Source organism: Pseudomonas sp. P179, from assembly GCF_000478485.2.
Taxonomy (GTDB): domain Bacteria; phylum Pseudomonadota; class Gammaproteobacteria; order Pseudomonadales; family Pseudomonadaceae; genus Pseudomonas; species Pseudomonas aeruginosa.
Genome location: NZ_KI517355.1, coordinates 313,462 through 330,792 on the forward strand (window position 1 = coordinate 313,462; position 17,331 = coordinate 330,792).

The 17,331-nt window shown below is 66.5% G+C and carries 20 protein-coding genes and 1 pseudogene; 16 read left to right on the forward strand and 5 right to left on the reverse strand.

Annotated elements, in window-relative coordinates; translation table 11 throughout:
• Positions 1 to 150 precede the first annotated feature (150 nt).
• Positions 151 to 1,284 (forward strand): carboxylate-amine ligase, encoded by a 1,134-nt coding sequence (locus HMPREF1224_RS41725; protein WP_010794156.1) that lies wholly within the window; start codon positions 151 to 153, stop codon positions 1,282 to 1,284.
• Positions 1,274 to 1,375, forward strand: a pseudogene (locus HMPREF1224_RS46265) (hypothetical protein); the annotation flags it as partial. The gene HMPREF1224_RS41725 and the pseudogene HMPREF1224_RS46265, both read left to right, overlap by 11 nt.
• A gap of 10 nt (positions 1,376 to 1,385) precedes the next feature.
• On the opposite strand, the gene HMPREF1224_RS41730 reads toward HMPREF1224_RS46265, so the two are convergent.
• The 3 genes from HMPREF1224_RS41730 to HMPREF1224_RS41740 form a co-directional block, all read right to left on the reverse strand.
• A complete protein-coding gene (locus HMPREF1224_RS41730) occupies positions 1,386 to 1,655 on the reverse strand; it encodes a hypothetical protein (protein WP_003116974.1) in 270 nt (89 codons plus the stop codon).
• A gap of 293 nt (positions 1,656 to 1,948) precedes the next feature.
• Entirely contained in the window at positions 1,949 to 2,233 is a 285-nt protein-coding gene (locus tag HMPREF1224_RS41735) for a DUF2061 domain-containing protein (protein ID WP_003115518.1), read from the reverse strand.
• Positions 2,230 to 2,739: a ferritin-like domain-containing protein gene (locus HMPREF1224_RS41740; protein WP_003113674.1), complete on the reverse strand. Its 510-nt coding sequence runs from the start codon at positions 2,737 to 2,739 to the stop codon at positions 2,230 to 2,232. The genes HMPREF1224_RS41735 and HMPREF1224_RS41740 overlap by 4 nt, the downstream gene beginning before the upstream one ends.
• Positions 2,740 to 2,992: 253 nt before the next feature.
• Here HMPREF1224_RS41740 and HMPREF1224_RS41745 point away from each other — a divergent pair, with 253 nt between their 5' ends.
• The 3 genes from HMPREF1224_RS41745 to HMPREF1224_RS41755 all read left to right on the forward strand — a co-directional run bounded on the left by HMPREF1224_RS41745 (position 2,993) and on the right by HMPREF1224_RS41755 (position 4,661).
• Positions 2,993 to 3,877 (forward strand): manganese catalase family protein, encoded by an 885-nt coding sequence (locus HMPREF1224_RS41745; RefSeq protein ID WP_003120176.1) that lies wholly within the window; start codon positions 2,993 to 2,995, stop codon positions 3,875 to 3,877.
• Positions 3,878 to 3,960: 83 nt separating this feature from the next.
• Positions 3,961 to 4,131: a hypothetical protein gene (locus HMPREF1224_RS45720; protein ID WP_003113676.1), complete on the forward strand. Its 171-nt coding sequence runs from the start codon at positions 3,961 to 3,963 to the stop codon at positions 4,129 to 4,131.
• A 104-nt stretch (positions 4,132 to 4,235) separates the two neighbouring features.
• Positions 4,236 to 4,661, forward strand: a complete 426-nt coding sequence (locus HMPREF1224_RS41755) for a low affinity iron permease family protein (RefSeq protein ID WP_010794157.1) — start codon at positions 4,236 to 4,238, stop codon at positions 4,659 to 4,661.
• Positions 4,662 to 4,680: 19 nt separating this feature from the next.
• On the opposite strand, the gene HMPREF1224_RS41760 is transcribed toward HMPREF1224_RS41755, so the two are convergent.
• A complete protein-coding gene (locus HMPREF1224_RS41760) occupies positions 4,681 to 5,847 on the reverse strand; it encodes a zinc-dependent alcohol dehydrogenase (protein ID WP_003120175.1) in 1,167 nt (388 codons plus the stop codon).
• 260 nt (positions 5,848 to 6,107) lie between these two features.
• On the opposite strand from HMPREF1224_RS41760, the gene HMPREF1224_RS41765 reads away from it, so the two are divergent.
• On the forward strand, positions 6,108 to 6,662 hold the full coding sequence (locus tag HMPREF1224_RS41765; protein WP_003113679.1) for a ClpP family protease: 555 nt from the start codon (positions 6,108 to 6,110) through the stop codon (positions 6,660 to 6,662).
• Between the two features lie 175 nt (positions 6,663 to 6,837).
• The gene (locus tag HMPREF1224_RS41770) at positions 6,838 to 7,182 is read left to right on the forward strand and encodes a con-10 family general stress protein (RefSeq protein WP_003113680.1); all 345 of its coding nucleotides are present in this window, start codon (positions 6,838 to 6,840) and stop codon (positions 7,180 to 7,182) included.
• A gap of 162 nt (positions 7,183 to 7,344) precedes the next feature.
• On the opposite strand, the gene exoY is transcribed toward HMPREF1224_RS41770, so the two are convergent.
• The gene (exoY, locus tag HMPREF1224_RS41775) at positions 7,345 to 8,481 is read right to left on the reverse strand and encodes a type III secretion system adenylate cyclase effector ExoY (RefSeq protein ID WP_010794158.1); all 1,137 of its coding nucleotides are present in this window, start codon (positions 8,479 to 8,481) and stop codon (positions 7,345 to 7,347) included.
• 228 nt (positions 8,482 to 8,709) lie between these two features.
• Between exoY and HMPREF1224_RS41780 the strand changes: the two genes are divergently transcribed.
• From HMPREF1224_RS41780 to HMPREF1224_RS41820, 9 genes are all read left to right on the forward strand, one after another.
• Positions 8,710 to 9,123: a CBS domain-containing protein gene (locus tag HMPREF1224_RS41780; protein WP_003113682.1), complete on the forward strand. Its 414-nt coding sequence runs from the start codon at positions 8,710 to 8,712 to the stop codon at positions 9,121 to 9,123.
• A gap of 422 nt (positions 9,124 to 9,545) precedes the next feature.
• Positions 9,546 to 9,860, forward strand: coding sequence for a cyanide-forming glycine dehydrogenase subunit HcnA (gene hcnA / locus HMPREF1224_RS41785; RefSeq protein ID WP_003113684.1), 315 nt, complete (start codon positions 9,546 to 9,548; stop codon positions 9,858 to 9,860).
• Positions 9,857 to 11,251: a cyanide-forming glycine dehydrogenase subunit HcnB gene (gene hcnB, locus HMPREF1224_RS41790; RefSeq protein WP_003116968.1), complete on the forward strand. Its 1,395-nt coding sequence runs from the start codon at positions 9,857 to 9,859 to the stop codon at positions 11,249 to 11,251. The genes hcnA and hcnB overlap by 4 nt, the downstream gene beginning before the upstream one ends.
• A 2-nt stretch (positions 11,252 to 11,253) precedes the next feature.
• On the forward strand, positions 11,254 to 12,507 hold the full coding sequence (hcnC, locus tag HMPREF1224_RS41795) for a cyanide-forming glycine dehydrogenase subunit HcnC (RefSeq protein ID WP_003113686.1): 1,254 nt from the start codon (positions 11,254 to 11,256) through the stop codon (positions 12,505 to 12,507).
• A gap of 153 nt (positions 12,508 to 12,660) precedes the next feature.
• Positions 12,661 to 13,245 (forward strand): TetR/AcrR family transcriptional regulator, encoded by a 585-nt coding sequence (locus HMPREF1224_RS41800; RefSeq protein ID WP_010794159.1) that lies wholly within the window; start codon positions 12,661 to 12,663, stop codon positions 13,243 to 13,245.
• A gap of 130 nt (positions 13,246 to 13,375) precedes the next feature.
• Positions 13,376 to 14,413 carry an NADP-dependent oxidoreductase gene (locus HMPREF1224_RS41805; protein WP_003113689.1) on the forward strand — a complete coding sequence of 346 codons (1,038 nt, stop codon included), beginning with the start codon at positions 13,376 to 13,378 and terminating at the stop codon, positions 14,411 to 14,413.
• Positions 14,410 to 14,754 (forward strand): putative quinol monooxygenase, encoded by a 345-nt coding sequence (locus HMPREF1224_RS41810; RefSeq protein WP_003113690.1) that lies wholly within the window; start codon positions 14,410 to 14,412, stop codon positions 14,752 to 14,754. The genes HMPREF1224_RS41805 and HMPREF1224_RS41810 overlap by 4 nt, the downstream gene beginning before the upstream one ends.
• Before the next feature lie 5 nt (positions 14,755 to 14,759).
• Positions 14,760 to 15,635, forward strand: a complete 876-nt coding sequence (locus tag HMPREF1224_RS41815; RefSeq protein ID WP_010794160.1) for an NAD(P)-dependent oxidoreductase — start codon at positions 14,760 to 14,762, stop codon at positions 15,633 to 15,635.
• An 87-nt stretch (positions 15,636 to 15,722) separates the two neighbouring features.
• Positions 15,723 to 17,318 (forward strand): EAL domain-containing protein, encoded by a 1,596-nt coding sequence (locus tag HMPREF1224_RS41820; protein ID WP_010794161.1) that lies wholly within the window; start codon positions 15,723 to 15,725, stop codon positions 17,316 to 17,318.
• The last annotated feature ends 13 nt before the right edge of the window (positions 17,319 to 17,331 follow it).

The window sequence follows — 17,331 nt, forward strand, 5'->3', positions numbered from 1 at the left end:
GGGGTGACCACACATATGGGTGCGAGTGACACCAGGGGAAAAAGGTTTCACTGGCAGGATCGGCGGCGCGCCGGGGAACCTCACGGCGGAAAAAACGAACCTCGACGGCACTCCGGCGTCTTCCCGAGACAATCCCCGGGAGCTGCGCCGATGACCCACGACCTGGCCGCCAGCGGCCTTCGCTTCGGCATCGAGGAAGAATTCTTCCTGCTCGATGCCTCCGACCTGGACATCGTCCGCTCCGCCCCCGCCGGATTCATCGCGGCCTGCCGTGACACGCTCGGCGAGCATTTCGCCGAGGAGATGTTCGAATGCCAGGTCGAGGTGGCCAGCCCGGTGTTCTCCACCCTGGCCGAGGCCGCGCGCTTCCACGGTCAGGCCCGGCAACGCCTGGCGCATCTGGCCATGGACTTCGGCCTGCGCTCGCTCTGCGTCGGCACCCATCCCTTCGCCGACTGGCGGCGGGCGCGAAGCAACCCGGCGGCGCACTTCGCCCGCCTGTTCGAGGACCAGGGGCGGGTGGCCCGGCGCAGCCTGGTCTGCGGCCTGCACGTGCATGTGGAGATACCGCCGAGCCACGACCGCATGGCTGTGCTCCAGCGCGTGTTGCCGTGGCTGCCGCTGCTGCTGGCGTTGAGCGCATCCTCGCCGTTCCGCGGCGGCCGGCGCAGCGGCCTGGCGAGCTATCGACGGGCACTCTGCGGCGAGTGGCCGAGGATGAACATTCCTCCTGCTTTGCCCGACGAGGACGCCTATCGCCGCCACCTGGCGCTGCTGCGCGAGACCGGCTGCATCCGCGAGGATGGCCAGGTCTGGTGGATGATCCGGCCGTCATCCCATGTGCCGACCCTGGAGCTGCGTATCTGCGACGCCTGCCCGCGCCTGGCCGACGCGCTGAGCCTGGCCGGGCTGTTCAGGGCGCTGGTGGGCGAAGCGCTGGGCGCGGAGCCGCGTGCGTTGCCGGTCGCGCGCGACGCCTGCCTGGAGGAAAACTACTGGCAGGCGCTGCGTTACGGTTGCGCCGGCCGCTATCTCGTCGAAGGCCGCTGCGTAGGTGCCGGGGACTGGCTGGAAATGGCCTGGCGACAGTGCCGGCCGCAGGCCCGCCAGGGCAACGAATGGGCCTACCAGCATGCCTGCGGGTTACTCGAAGAGACCTCCGCCGCCCGCCAGTTGCGGCGTTACCGGAGGTTGCGCGAAGCGGGCCAGGAGCGCCATCCGGCACTGCGCCGGCTGGTGGAGGAGCTGCTGGAGGAAAATCTCCAGCCGGCCTTGGCCGGCTAGCGCGCCGTTCATCATTCCCTTCATCCTCGGCTACACCGCCTGCAGCTACTACGTATTTCGCGGCAAGAGCGCCGATGCCGGCTATCACTGAGCCGGGCCGCTCAGGAACAGGCGCGCCCGATCCGCGGCGTACGGCGGGCACCGGCGAGGAGCAGGGCGAACTCGTCGTGAAGGACTTCGCTCATCCGGCGTACCGCCTCGTCACTGGCCAGGAGATCGAGGGCGACTCCTGGAATGGTGATGTTTTCTTGCGGATTGACATGGCTGCTGAATTGCAAGGTGACTTCATGGGTATCGCTGATGGAAACCAGGCAGTCGTAGCCAGCCAGGTAATTTCGGAAACTGTTGGCAATCATGCGGGGCGTAGTCATGGCTGATACTCCAGGGTGGATCGTTACTCTGACCTTAGCCGCGACGATACCCGCGAGCGAAACATGCAACGATCGACGGGCGCCTCTTCCAGGCAGGCGAAACGAAACGGCAAAGGCCTCGCTTTCTCCATCGCGAACCGACGATTTCGACGCAATTGCCGAAACGCGGGTGAGGCCAGGAAATCTTCTTTCCAAGGAGACGCGCCTACGGACACGCGAGACCCTCGTCGCTCCTCGAACCACCGGCTTGCTGCGCCCGGTGGCGGCTTTCGTCGCCCTCGAAGCGCGCCGGCTCAGTCGCGGCGTTCCGACGGCACCAGATTGCCGTGGCCGTGTCCGCTCTCCCGGCGCGGCCGGGCGCCGAAGCGCTGCCAGACACGCTCGTGGAAATAGAACGCCACGGTGTTGCAACTGGGTTCGATCAGCGCGATCAGGCCGCCGGTCAGCACCGAGCCGGTCAGCGTGTAGGCCACGCCGAAGGCGATGCTGAAGTGCAGTATGGCGAAAGTCAGGGTCTTGAGCAGGGGCGCCTGCGGGTCCGATCGCCCGCAGCACGCCCCGATCACCCTTGGGTTCATCGCTTGGCCTCGGTGTCCGGCTGAGAGTCGCGGGCAAGGAAGGCCTGGGTGAGTTCCGGCAGATGGTCGCGCAACCAGTCCGCCATGGCTTGTTCCTGGGGCAGGATGCGTTCCAGCGCGGCAAGGGTTTCGGCGTCGCCGACCTCGCGGGCGGCGGCGATCAGCACGGTGTAGGCGGCGATCTCCATGTTTTCGAACACATAGCCGCTCATGGCGCCCTTGACCACTTCGTCGCTGACTGTCATGCCAGCCACCGCCTGGCCGAAGGCCATCAGCTTGGCGCCGATGTCCTTCAGCGTCGACGGACTGCTGTCCAGGCGCTTCAGACACTCCTCGAGCAGACGCTGCTGGCCATGGGTTTCCTCGATGTGCTGTTCGATCCGCGTCTTCAGTTGCGGATAGTGTTCCAGCCGCGCGGCTTGCGCTTTCAGCATCTGCTCGGCCTGTTGCTCCATGGCGTGGGCATCGCGCAGCCAGTCCAGCAGGTTTTCCTGTTTGCTCGTCATCGCGGTTCTCCTCGGTGTGTATGTGTCTGCTCAGAGGTGGCCGCCGGGCGCAGCGTTCAGTTTCTTTTCCGACCGGTAGCAGTCAGCGCAGCGGCGCCGTTGCGCCAGGCGAGACGCGTTGGGGAAAAGTTCTGAACCATCGCCCGCTACGGGATTCCGAGCTTCCGTGCGCAGGATGAAAGCGCCGCTTCGAATAGCCGTTGTTCGAATGTCCGTCGGAGGGAAGGTCCACGACCCCACAGAGGAACGAACCATGTTCGTACATGACAAGCGACTGCAGTACACCGTCAGGGTCGCCGCGCCCGATCCTGGCCTGGCCAACCTGCTGCTGGAGCAGTTCGGCGGGCCGCAGGGCGAGCTGGCCGCCGCCATGCGCTATTTCACCCAGGGCCTCGGCGAGTGCGATCCCGGTCGCAAGGACCTGCTGATGGACATCGCCACCGAGGAACTCAGCCACCTGGAAATCATCGGTTCGATCGTCGGCATGCTCAACAAGGGCGCCAAGGGGCGTCTGGCCGAAGCGGTGGAGGAGGAGGCCGAGCTGTACCGTTCGTTGACCGGAGGCGGCAACGACTCGCATATCACCTCGCTGCTTTACGGCGGCGGGCCCGCCCTGGTGAACTCCGGTGGCGTACCCTGGAGCGCGGCCTACATCGATACCATCGGCGAGCCGACCGCGGACCTGCGTTCCAACATCGCCGCCGAGGCGCGTGCGAAGATCGTTTACGAACGACTGATCAACCTCACCGACGATCCCGGCATCAAGGATGCGCTGACCTTCCTCATGACCCGCGAGCTGGCGCACCAGCTTTCCTTCGAAAAGGCCCTGCACTCGATCCAGCCGAACTTCCCGCAAGGCAAGCTGCAAGGGATGCCGGAGTTCGCCCGGCGTTACCTGAACATGTCGCGCGGCGAGGGCGACACGCGCGGTTCCTGGAACGAGGGTGATGGCTGGGAATACGTGGAGGCGCCACAGCCGGCCATGGATGGAGGCGACGGCACGGCCAGCGTGAACCTGTCCGAGACTGAGCAGGAGGTGTTGCAGCGAATGGCAGACCGCACCCGCTCCGACCCCATGGCCGATCCGCTGACAGGTGCGGACCTGGGCGCTGGCGCGGCTGCCGACAAAGCGCCTTGAGCGCGGATGCCCGACGTCGGCGGGCGAGTCCCGGCCTCCACGCCCGGCACCTTAGCGTGGAGGCACGGGAGAGGAGCCTCAAGATGACCGCCAAGCGCGAAACACCCGAGACAGAAAACACCCCGCTGAGCCCCGCCTCGCCGACGCTACGTCCCGAGCGGGGCAAGCGCGACCAGGCGAGCGAGGCGCAACCGGAATTCGCCCCGGACGATCCCGACGTAGCGGGCCCCGGCGAAGCCCGTCGTCCCGCCTGAAGTCGCCGGCGCCCGCAGGGCGCCGGTCATTTCGTCCGGTCGTTGGAAAGCCCGGCGGGGCGGGCGGTCATCAGTAGGGAGAATGCAGCAGGGAGTCCGCCGCCATGAGTTTTTCCCGTTTCGCCCAACGCCTGTCCAACTGGGCCGGCCGCCCGCCAACCTTCGTCGTTGCCCTCGGATTGATCCTGTTGTGGGCGATCAGCGGGCCGCTCTTCGACTTCAACGATACCTGGCAACTGGTGATCAATACCTCGACCACCATTGTCACCTTCCTCATGGTCTTCCTCATCCAGAACACCCAGAACCGCGATACCGACGCGCTGCATATCAAGATCGACGAACTGTTGCGCAGCACCCGACGTGCCCACAATGCGCTGCTCGGTCTGGACGACCTGGACGCCGATACCCTTCGCGAACTGCGTCAGCGCTACCAGCACATGGGCGAGCAGGACGGCGAGACGCCGGAAAGCGTCGCCGCCGAGGAAGAGCGCCAGTGCGGATGCGGCGAGGAGCGACGGCGCGACGACTGAACCGCCGCGCCGTGATGGCTCATGGGCGCAGGACGACCTTGCGGCAATCCTCGCGTTTTTCGTCGAACAGGGCGTAGCCCTCCGGTGCGTCGTCCAGACGCAGGCGGTGGCTGATGATCGCCTCGGGATGCAGGTCGCCGTTGCCGATGTGTTCGAGCAAGGCCGGCAGCAGTGCCTGTACATGGGTCTGGCCCATCTTGAAGGTCAAGCCCTTGTCGAAGGCATCGCCGAACAGGAAGCCATGGATGAAGCCGGCATACACGCCCGGCACGCTCACCGTGCCACCCCGCCGGACAGCCGCGATGCACTGGCGTAGTGCCTTGCCGCTGCTGGCTTCGAGCTTGAGCGCGGTGAGCACGGTTTCGGTGACGCTGCCCTTGGCCTCGAAGCCCACCGCGTCGATCACCGCGTCGACGCCGCGGTGCCCGTCGGTGCGCTCGATGATCGCCGCGGCGGGATCGTCCTCCTGGTCGAAGTCGATGGGAATCGCACCGTAGGTGCGCGCGGCGAAGTCCAGCCGGTAGGGATGGTGGTCGACGATGAAGATCCGCTCGGCGCCCAACATCCGCGCGCAGGCGGCGGCCATCAGGCCGACCGGGCCGGCGCCGTAGATCGCCACGCTACTGCCCTGGCGGACGCCGGCATTGCGCACCGCCTGGTAGCCGGTGGGGAGGATGTCGCTGAGGAACAGCACGCGTTCGTCTTCCATTACGTCGGGAATCACGAAAGGCCCGCTGTTGGCCTTGGGCACCCGAACGTATTCGGCCTGGCCACCCGGCACGCCGCCGTACAGGTGGCTGTAGCCATAGAGCGCCGCGCCCGGCGGAATCTGCTTCTTGTTGAGGATCGCGCCGCGCCCCGGGTTGGTGGTCTCGCAGGCGGCGTGCAGGTTCAGGCGGCAGAAGAAGCACTCGCCGCAGGCGATGACGAAGGGTACCACCACCCGGTCGCCCGGACGCACCGCGGTCACGGCCGAGCCGACTTCCTCGACGACGCCCATGAACTCGTGGCCGAGGATGTCGCCCTGCTCGACCATCGGGATCTTGCCCCGGTAGAGATGCAGGTCGGAGCCGCAGATGGCGGTGGCGGTCACGCGAAGCAGCAGGTCGTCGGGTTCCTGCAGGCGCGGTTCGGCAACCCGATCGATACGGACATCGTGGCTGCCGTGGAAGGTGAGGGCGCGCATGGCATTGCTCCTGGCTGTGGGTCGTGCAGGTGGGGCGTGCGCAGCAGCACCGGAGTTCATTCGGCGGGATGGGTGGCGCTCGATACCGGCCCCCGGAGGCCACTGCACGCACGTTGAGTCGTGGAGGCCGGCGAGGAACGCAGGCCCTCGCTCCCTGGGTGCCATTCGTCGCGACGATGGCTCACGGCGGACGTACGGCAATCCTCTGTAGGGAAACCCGTGCAGACCGTCGAGGAACCGATACGGAAAGAGAGGCGAGCATGTCCAAGCAGCACATCATCCATTTCACCGGGCCGATCAATTCGTCCACCTGCGGCAATCTGATCAACACTTGCGCCAAGGTCCTGCAACAGGAGGCCGAGGAGTTGCGGATCAACATCGCCACCATGGGCGGGGAATGCAGCTACGGCTTTACCCTGTACAACTTCCTGCGCGCGCTGCCGGTGCCGATACATACCCACAACCTGGGTACCGTCGAGTCGATGGGCAACATCCTGTTCCTCGCCGGCGAGCGACGCAGCGCCAGTGCCCACAGCAAGTTCCTGTTCCATCCTTTCCACTGGACCCTGCATGGCGCGGTGGACCATGCGCGGATGGCGGAATATGCGATGAGCCTCGACTACGACCTGGAGCTTTACGCCCGGATCGTCGCCGAGAACACCCGTGATGCGCCGGAACGCCTGGACATCCCGCGCTACCTGATGGCCTATCCGCGCATCCTTGGTCCGGAAGACGCCCTGGCTTGCGGACTGATCCATACGGTGGACGATTCGCCTATACCCGCTGCCGCCTGCCAGTGGAGTATCCATTCTTAGTTTCCCGCGCCGCCCAGCATATTCCGGCAAGCGGAAGGCCTTGGATCGGCTAATGATTTTTTCGTCCCAGGGCGCCCGCAAAGAGTTTGAACGATCCATCGAGCAAGCCTTCGGAGTAAGTGCACGCGGCGAAAAACGCCGCATCCCTTTCAACCCTCGAGAGGAGGACACGAGCATGACCGACAAACGACAAGGCATGAGCACCAGCGAAGCCGGGCAGAAAGGCGGCGCAGCTACCTCCAGGAGCCACGGCAAGGAGTTCTACCAGGAGATCGGCCACAAGGGTGGCCAGGCCAGCGGCGGCAACTTCGCCAATGACCCGCAGCGCGCCGCCGAAGCCGGGCGCAAGGGTGGCCAGCAGAGCGGAGGCAATTTCGCCAATGACCCGGAAAGAGCCGCCGAGGCGGGCCGCAAGGGCGGCCAGCAGAGCGGCGGGAACTTCGCCAACGATCGGGAAAAGGCCTCCGAGGCAGGACGCAAGGGTGGCCAGCACAGCCACGGCGGCGGACGCTCGTCCTGACCGTGCCGAACCGCTGAAGCGTACGGCGCATCCCCAACGGGATGCGCCGTTTTCACATCGGCCGAAGAGAGCCGGTCCGGGGCTTCGGAAAGTCCCGTTCGAACAGGCGGCAGGATGCCCATGCCGCCGGGGAAAGCGGGCTTTGCCAACGACCTTCGCGCATCAGACCTTACGTTGGAAAAAGTCGAGCGCCTCCTGGAAGCCGGGCCGCAGCGGCACGTTCCAGTCGGGATGGGCGGTGAAGTGATAGCCGTTGCCCTTGATGCACTCGACCAGCCAGGAAAAGCTCTTCCGATCCGCCACCACGCAGACCTCGTCGAAGCGAACGGACTCTTCTCCGACCCGATGCTCCATGGCCCGGGGAAGGTAGAAGGTGGCCGGGAAGTTGTCACCCATATGGGAGCCTGGGTTGCCCGCATCGTCGCTGTGGTGAAACATCTCCCTGTGCTCCCCCCGGCCCAGGCAGTCATTGAGGGCGTCCACCAGTTGCCGCGTGCGCGGAGTGATGTTTCCCCTGGCCATATCCTCCCTGCCATAGAATCCGTCCTCGCTCAGGGGATCCTTTGCACCGAGGGGGGTGTATCTGACCGCGGTATTCCTTCTTGCATCGAGACCACCACTGCCATGCGCCTCGATCGAGGGCGCTACCAGGAAGAGGTCATAATCGGCGGTCATCGCCAGCCCGCAAGCCGGGCTGGCCAGTACCTGCACCGCTTCCGACCGCCCCAGGCGGCTGATCCTGTAGAGACCGTCCGGCTCCTGGCGGGCCTCGAACTCATAGCGTTTACCGCTGGGGCCCTGCGCGGTCAGGAGGCGAACCGGCCCGACACCGTCTGCCACCAGGCCGAAATTCCGCACCAGCTCCGCAAGGCGTTGCCGAGAGATCCGCAGGTCGGTCTGGGTATAGGCTCCGCCATCCATTCCCTTCGCCACAGCCAGGTTCAGCTTGCGTATTTCCGCCGTGTCGCGGTTTTCCCGCTTGCTGAGATGCTGGTCGACACAGATGAACCCCGCCTGCGGACCCCAGTTCGAGCTTTTCCCCTTCACCGAGAAGCCCTTGGTCGGGAAACCCTCTTCGATCAGCGTGGTGACGATTCTTTCAACCGGGCGAATGCCAAAGACGGTATTCGTCTGCCTGGCCACCGCCTGCATGCGCAAGGCATGTTCGACGGGAACCCCCACCCCCTGCGCATTGAACAGGTCCTGTAGAGCCCGTGCCTGCATATCCGCAGGGCGCAGTAGCGGTCCGGGCTGTGCCGTTGCGTTAGAAACCACCTGACGATGACCGTCGATACGCATGGTTCGTTTTCCCGCATATGCCAAAGAAGGAGTCGAGAATAAGAATCCGGGCAGCGGCGAGATATCAGAAAACGCGGACAAATTTTTTGTTTTCCGCACGCTGCCCGCGCGAGCGCTAGGTAGATGACTGCGACGCCGGGAAGAAACTTCGAACTCCCCGTATGCGGGCGATTCACAAGCAGGGAGAGCCGCGCCGAAAACGGCGCGCCGGAAGAAGGAGACAGAACGATGAAAGTCCGGGAAATCATGAGTCGCGAAGTACGTACCGTCACCCCCCAGACCACCCTCGGCGAGGCGGCGCTGCTGATGCGCCAAGCCGATATCGGCGCCTTGCTGGTCAACGAGGGCGAGCGCCTGACCGGCGTGGTCACCGACCGCGACCTGGCGGTGCGCGGCCTCGCCGATGGACTCGGAGCCGACCGCCCGGTGCGCGAGGTGATGAGCGGTGAACTGCGCTACTGCTTCGAGGACGAGGAAGTGGACCATGTGACGAAGAACATGGCGCAACTGGAGAAGCGCCGCTTGCCGGTAATGGATCGCAACAAGCGCCTGGTAGGCATCGTCTCGCTGGCCAACATCGCGACCTGCAACACCGACAAGCTCAGCGCCAACCTCTTGCGCGGCGTGGCCCGCGCGCACTGAGTCGGACATGACGGAACGACGGGTGGTGGCGATCTGCGGCGGCAGCGCCGGGGTCGGGCGAGCGATACACCGGTGACGGCAGAGGGCGTCGCCGCCAAGGCGGCGCAGGTGGTCCAGGCGCGCGACCAGGCCGGGCAGGTCACCGTCGCTGTCGGTGAACGAACGCGGGTAGACCTGGTAGATCACCGCGCGTTTCCACCAGGGCGGCTGGAAGGATTGCAGCATGGGGCCTCCACGGGTGAGCCGGCTTTGCTGCTTGGCACCCTGGGGTAGGCGCGGGTTCGACTTTTCCGCGCGAACGCCTGCACCCCACCTACCAGAATTGGCAGGGGAAGATACCCACCTGTCATGGATCAATGTCCGCGCCCGGCCCGACTCCTAGTGTCGCCGGCTCCCGACTCTCTCTCACGGATGAAAGGGCAATGCACCTTCTTGAACGTCAACACGATATCCAGCCCCTCTCGCGGGCAGACATGACCATCCACCTCAATGGCCAGCCCGTCGCGGCGGCTGCCGGTGAGACCGTGCTCAACGTGCTCAATGCCGTGGGCCTGCGCCGGCTCGCGCGCAACGACCATGGCCAGGCCAGCGGCGCCTTCTGCGGCATGGGCGTATGCCACTGCTGCCTGGTCGCCATCGACGGCCGGCCCAAGCGCCGCGCCTGCCAGACCGTCGTCCGGCCGGGCATGCGGGTGGAAACCGAAAGCAACCGCTTCGACCAGGAGGAACGGCCATGAACCTGCGCCCGGTGATCGTCGGCGGCGGCTCGGCCGGCATGGCCGCAGCCATCGAGCTGGCCAGGCGCGGGGTCCCCTGCGTCCTCTTCGACGAGGCCTCGCGTCCCGGCGGGGTGGTCTATCGCGGCCCCTTGCGGGCCGGCGTCGATCCGGCCTACCTCGGCGCGCGCTACACCCGGATGCTGGAAAAACTGCGGCGCGATTTCTCCGCCTGCGCCGGGCACATCGACCTGCGCCTGAACAGCCGCGTGGTCGGTGGCGACGGCCAGCACCTGATGGTCCTCGACGAGGCGGAACGGCTGCACGAGGTGGAGTATTCGCACCTGCTCCTGGCCACCGGCTGCCATGAGCGCAGCGTGCCGTTCCCCGGCTGGACCCTGCCCGGGGTGATGCTCCTCGGCGGCCTGCAATTGCAGATCAAGAGCGGCGTGGTGAAGCCCCTGGGCGATACCCTGATCGCCGGCAGCGGCCCGCTGCTGCCACTGGTGGCCTGCCAGCTGCATGCGGCCGGGGTACGTGTCGCCGGGGTCTACGAGGCCTGCGCGTTCGGCCGCATGGCCAGGGAAAGCCTGGCGCTGCTGAACAAGCCGCAACTGTTCCTCGACGGCCTGAGCATGCTCGGCTATCTCAAGCTCAACGGCATTCCGCTGCACTATGGCTGGGGCGTGGTGGAGGCCAGCGGCGAGGGGGAACTGACGGAAGTGACGGTAGCGCCCTACGACGAAGAGTGGCGGCCCGACCTGGAAAACGCGCGACCGGTGAAGGCCAGCACCCTGGCGGTCGGCTATGGCTTCATCCCACGCACCCAGCTCAGCCAGCAGTTGGGTCTGGAGCACGGCTTCAGCGACGACGGATACCTGCGCGCGGAATGCAACGTCTGGCAGCAGAGCAGCCAACCGCACATCCACCTGGCCGGCGACATGGCGGGTATCCGCGGCGGCGAGGCGGCGATGATCGGCGGGCGCATCGCGGCCTTGTCGATCCTCCTGCAACGCGAGGCCATCGCGCCCGCCGAGGCCATCGAACGCCGAGAATCCCATCTCGCCCGCCTGGAGGCGATCAAGCGCTTCCGCGCCGGAGTCGAGCGCTACACCCAGCGCGGCGCCCGCCAGGTCGAACTGGCGCGGGCCGATACGGTGATCTGCCGCTGCGAACAGGTCACCCGTGGCGACATCGAGCGCGCGCTCGAACAGGGCGTGCAGGACATCGCCGGGCTGAAGATGCGCACCCGCGCCGGCATGGGCGACTGCCAGGGGCGGATGTGCATCGGCTACTGCAGCGATCGCCTGCGCCGCGCCACCGGACGCCACGACGTCGGCTGGCTGCGGCCGCGTTTCCCGATCGATCCGATCCCGTTTTCCGCATTCCAGAACCTCGGTACGGAAGCCTGAACATGAACAGAACCTATGACATCGTGATTGCCGGCGGCGGCGTGATCGGCGCGTCCTGCGCCTACCAACTGTCCAGGCGCGGCAACCTGCGCATCGCCGTGGTCGACGACAAGCGACCGGGCAACGCCACCCGCGCCTCGGCCGGCGGCCTCTGGGCCATCGGCGAATCGGTGGGACTGGGCTGCGGGGTGATCTTCTTCCGCATGATGTCCTCCCGCAACCGGCGCGAGGCCCAGGGCGCGGCGGTGGCGGTGGACGCGAGCACGCCGCACATCCTGCCGCCGGCGTTCTTCGACCTCGCCCTGCAATCCAACGCGCTGTACCCGGAACTGCACCGAGAACTGATCGAACGCCACGGAATGGACTTCAAGTTCGAGCGCACCGGGCTGAAATACGTGATCCAGGACGACGAGGATCGCCAGTACGCCGAGCACATCGTGGCGCAGATCCCGCATCTGGCCGAGCAGGTGCGCTGGCTGGACCGCGAGGAACTGCGTCGTGCCGAGCCGGCGGTCAGCCACGCGGCCCACGGCGCGCTGGAATTCCTCTGCGACCACCAGGTCAGCCCGTTCCGCCTGGCCGACGCCTACCTGGAGGCGGCGCGCCAGAACGGCGTCGAGCTGTTGCCGGGAACCAACGTCACCGGCGTGCTGCGCCAGGGCCGGCGGATCAGCGGGGTGCGCACGGACAATGCCGGGGTGCTGCATTGCCGGACCCTGATCAACGCCGCCGGCGCCTGGGCCGCGGAACTCAGCGAAATGGCCACCGGCCGGCGCATCCCGGTGAAGCCGGTGAAGGGCCAGATCGTCCTCACCGAGCGCATGCCACGACTGCTGAACGGTTGCCTGACCACCAGCGACTGCTACATGGCGCAGAAGGACAATGGCGAGATCCTGATCGGCAGCACCACCGAGGACAAGGGCTTCGACGTCAGCAACACCTTCCCGGAAATCGCCGGCCTGGTGCAGGGCGCGGTGCGTTGCGTGCCGGAGCTGCAACAGGTCAACCTCAAGCGCACCTGGGCCGGCCTGCGCCCGGGCTCGCCGGACGAACTGCCGATTCTCGGTCCGGTGGCTGAAGTGGAGGGCTACCTGAATGCCTGCGGGCATTTCCGCACCGGCATCCTCACGTCGGCGATCACCGGGGTGCTGCTCGACCGGCTGGTCCACGAAGAGACGCTGCCGCTGGACATCGCGCCGTTCCTCGCCGCGCGCTTCCAGCCGGAGCCTGCCGCCGTGGCGGTCGCGGCCTGCTAGGTCCGCGAGGGGTAAATCCGCGGAGCGGGGCGGGCGCCGGACCGGCGTCCGTTCCGTACGGTTCCCGACAGCGGCGCAGTTGCCGTCGGCGCTATACTCATGGCTTCGAATTATTTCTAGACGACTGGTCTAATTCAAGCTACCGTGCGCCCCATGAAAACCAGCTACGACGACACCCGCCAGCATCTGCTCGATACCGGATACCGGATCATGGCGGTCAAAGGCTTCTCCGGAGTCGGCCTCAACGAAATCCTGCAGAGCGCGGGCGTTCCCAAGGGCTCGTTCTACCATTACTTCAAATCCAAGGAACAGTTCGGCCAGGCCCTGCTGGAGGACTACTTCCGCGTCTACCTGGCGGACATGGACCAACGCTTCTCCGCGCCAGGGCTGAATGCCCGCGAACGACTGATGAGCTACTGGCAGAAGTGGCTGGACAACGCCTGCCCGCCCTGCGACGAGCAGCGCTGCCTGGTGGTCAAGCTCAGCGCCGAGGTCGCGGACCTTTCGGAAAGCATGCGCATCACCCTGCGCGACGGCTCCGACGGGATCATCGAACGCCTGGTCGGCTGCCTCGGGCAGGGCCACGACGACGGCTCCCTCGCGCCCTGCGATGCCCGGCACATGGCCAGCGCGCTGTACCAGTTGTGGCTCGGCGCGAGCCTGCTGAGCAAGCTGCACCGCAGCCCGGGACCGCTGGAGACAGCCATGCAGACCACCCGCAGCCTGCTGGAAATCTGAGGTACCGCCAGGAAATACCCGCCCCGCGAGAGGCGGGTATTTTTTCGACCCGTCAGTAGTTGACTGGTCTAATTTGCCCGGCGCACGGTATGAGCCGTTCGCCACATTCGTCAGACAGAGGAGTCTGGAAATGTCCCAATCCACGCAGGTCAACCGCCGCATCGTCCTCGCCTCGCGCCCCCACGGCGCCCCGACCCGGGATAACTTCCGCATCGAGCAGGTTCCGCTTCCTGAGCCCGGCGCGGGCCAGGTGCTGCTGCGCACCGTCTACCTGTCGCTCGATCCCTACATGCGCGGACGGATGAGCGACGCGCCGTCCTACGCGCCGCCGGTGGAACTCGGCGCGGTCATGGTCGGCGGCACGGTCAGCCGGGTGGAAGCCTCGAACCATCCCGGGTTCAAGGTCGGCGACTGGGTACTCTCGGCCAACGGCTGGCAGGACTACGCGCTATCCGACGGCAGCGGCCTGGCGCGCCTGGGCGAGTCGCCGGAGCATCCGTCCTACGCCCTGGGCCTGCTCGGCATGCCCGGCTTCACCGCCTACATGGGCCTGCTCGACATCGGCAAGCCCCAGGCCGGCGAGACCCTGGTGGTGGCCGCCGCCACCGGGCCGGTCGGCGCCACCGTCGGACAGATCGGCAAGCTCAAGGGCTGCCGAGTGGTCGGCGTCGCCGGCGGTGCGGAAAAATGCCGCCACGCCGTGCAGGTGCTCGGCTTCGATGCCTGCCTCGACCACCATGCCGCGGACTTCGCCGAACGACTGGCCGAGGCCTGCCCGGACGGCATCGACATCTATTACGAGAACGTCGGCGGCAAGGTCTTCGACGCCGTCTTCCCGCTGCTCAACGCCAAGGCCCGGATCCCGGTCTGCGGCATCGTCGCCCACTACAACGACACCGAGCTGCCACCCGGGCCGGACCGCTTGCCGGCGCTGATGGGCACGATCCTGCGCAAGCGCATCAAGGTGCAGGGCTTCATCATCTTCGACGACTACGGCCATCGCTACGATGAATTCCAGCGCGACATGTCGAAGTGGTTCGCCGACGGCCTCATCCAGTACCGCGAAGAGCGGGTCGACGGCCTGGAGAATGCCCCCGAGGCCTTCTTCGGCCTGCTCCAGGGACGCAATTTCGGCAAGCTGGTGGTGCGCGTCGGAGCCGACGCATGAACCAGGCGGTCCGTGTGGTAGCGCTGTTGCAGGCGCGCGAGGGCAGGGCGGCGGAGGTCGAGCGGCTGCTGCTGGCCTGCGTGCAGCCGTCGCGGGCCGAGGACGGCTGCCTGTCCTATGTCCTGCACCGGAGCCTCGACGAGGCCGGGCGCTTCGTCTTCGTCGAGCGCTGGGCCGACCGCGACGCCATCGAGCGGCACCGACGGATGCCGCACTACAGGGCGATGGCCGATGCCGTCGCCGATCTCCTGGCGGACCGCCAGGTGTTCCTCCTCGAGGAACTGCCAGCGGCCAGCCTGTCTCCGGTAGATCCGGAACCTACAAGACCCCACGAGGAGTGAAACGGATGAAAGTCGGATTTCTGGGCCTGGGCGGCATGGGCGCCGCCATGGCCACCCGCCTGGTGCAGGCGGGACTCGAAGTGACGGTGTGGAACCGTTCCGCGGCGGCCTGCGAGCCCCTGGTGGCGCTGGGCGCTGCCAGGGCGGAGGAGGTCGGCGAGCTGTTCGGCCTCGACGTGGTCATCAGCATGCTGGCGGACGACCAGGCGATTCGCGGCGTGCTGCTCGACAGCGGCGCGCTCGAACGGGCGAGGCCGGGTCTCATCCACCTGAGCATGTCGACCCTGTCGCTCGATTGCGTCGAGGCGCTCGACCAGGCGCACCAGCGCCAGGGCATCGCGTTCGTCGCCGCGCCGGTGTTCGGCCGCACCGACGTGGCCGAGGCCGGCAAGCTGAACATCGTCGTCGGCGGTCCGGAGGAAGCCATCGAGCAAGTCAAGGCGCTGCTGGAAATTCTGGGACAGAAGACATGGTTTTTCGGAAAAGACCCGCGCGGGGCAATGGCGGTGAAGATCTCTGGTAACTTCATGATCGCCAGCGCCATCGAAAGCATGGGCGAAAGCGTCGCCCTGGTGAAGCGCCTGGGCGTCGAGCCCGGCCGGTTCATGGAGCTCATGTCCTCGACGCTTTTCGATGCGCCTGTCTATCGCAACTACGGCCCGCAGATCGTCGAGCAGCGTTTCACCCCGGCCAGGTTCCGCCTGGTCCTCGGGTTGAAGGATGTCGACCTGGCGCTGTCCGCCGGCAAGCGCCACAACGTGCCGCTGCCGCTGGCCAGCCTGTTGCACGACGTGTTGCTCGAAGCCATCGCCCATGGCGACGGGGAATCGGACTGGACGGCGCTGGCGAAGGTAGCGTTGTCACGATCGGGACAAATCTGAAAAGGTTCTGCGCACGGCCCGGCAGGGCCCGTGAAGCTGTTCGGCAATCTGGCGTGCTTTCCATGGATTCATTAGGCGGAAGAAGGTATGTCCGAGCGTGGAACGGCTGCAGAAGGCCGGATCAACTGGCGACGCATCCTGCCGATACTGCTCACCACCACCCTGGTGGGCGGTGTCTGTGGGATCTTCGTCATCAACGAACTGGATCGCCAGCACGACGGCGCGCACCTGCGCTCGTACACCGAGAGGGCGCTGGAGCGGGCACTGGAGATTTCCTCCGCGGCGGACCAGATGCTCCGCGAGATGAACGCCGGCAGCGCGCCGGCCTGCAGCGACCAGGACCTGGAAATGCTGCGTTCCATCGTGCTCGAGTCGCGCTTCATGAGCGACGTTGGCAGGATCAGCGGCGACCGGGTCATGTGCACGGGCGTCCGGGGCCGGCTGCGCGCGCCCTGGGGATTGTCCGCGCCCGACCGGGTAGATGCCGCCGGCACCCGCTTCTGGACAGAGGGCATGCCCCTGCCGTTGCAGGCGCTGCCCACCGGGTTGGTCAGTCGCGGCAACGCCGTCGTATTCATTGCCCCGCACGCCTATTTCGATGTCGACCACCCGGACCCGGGCATCTCGGCGGCGGCGGTCAGCAGTGGCGGCGACTACATCTACCACCGTTTCGCCTGGGACGACGACCAGCCCCTCGAGGCGCTCGGCCGGCCCGGCTGGCCGCGCTTCATCGGCGCCCGGCAGATAAGCCTGTGCGACCCGACGCAGGACATCTGCGTGGTCTCCCTTCTCCGCGAACGCGGCCTGCTTGGCACCGAGCCCGGACGCGCGGCCATGGCCGCGGCGATCGGCGGCGGGCTGTTGTTCGGCGTCATGCTGCTGCTCAGCTACCTGTTCGGCTTCCTCAACGACGAAAAACTGCCGGCCAGGCTGCTGCGCGCGTTGAAGCGCGAGGCCCTGGAGGTGCACTACCAGCCCATCGTGCGCCTGGCCAGCGGCCGCTGCGCCGGGGTCGAGGCCCTGGCGCGCTGGACCGATAGCAGCCTGGGGCGGGTTTCCCCGGATGTCTTCATCGGCGCCCTGGAGGAGAGCGGCGACATCGAACTGCTGACCCGTTTCGTCTTCCGCCGCGCCCTGAAGCAGCTCGGGCCGTTGCTGAGGGAGCAGCGGAGCTTCTACGTCAGCGTCAACGTCACCGGCAAGGACATCGCCGACCCCGGTTTCATCGATTTCGCCATGCGCCAGATGGCCAGGGAAAGCGTGCGCCCGGAACAGGTTGCGCTGGAACTGACCGAGCGCACCACCGAGGCCCAGGGCTGCCTGCTGGCCGGGATGAACCGCCTGCGCGAACTCGGCCTGAAGATCTACGTGGACGATTTCGGCACCGGTCATTCGAACCTGGTCTACCTGGCCAACCTGCCGGTAGACGCGATCAAGATCGACAAGGTCTTCACTCAGTCCATCGGCGACAGCAGCGCCGTCGAACTGATCTTCGACAAGCTCTGCTCGATGGCCGAGCACCTGGAGATCGGCGTGGTCGTCGAAGGGATCGAGACACAGGCCCAGGCCGACCACGTGCTGCGCCGCTCGCCCGAGGCCCTCGGCCAGGGCTGGCATTTCGGCAAGGCACTGCCGCTGGAGGCCTTCCTCGACTACTACCGGAACCAGCCGGCGGGCCGCTAGAACAGACCTTCCG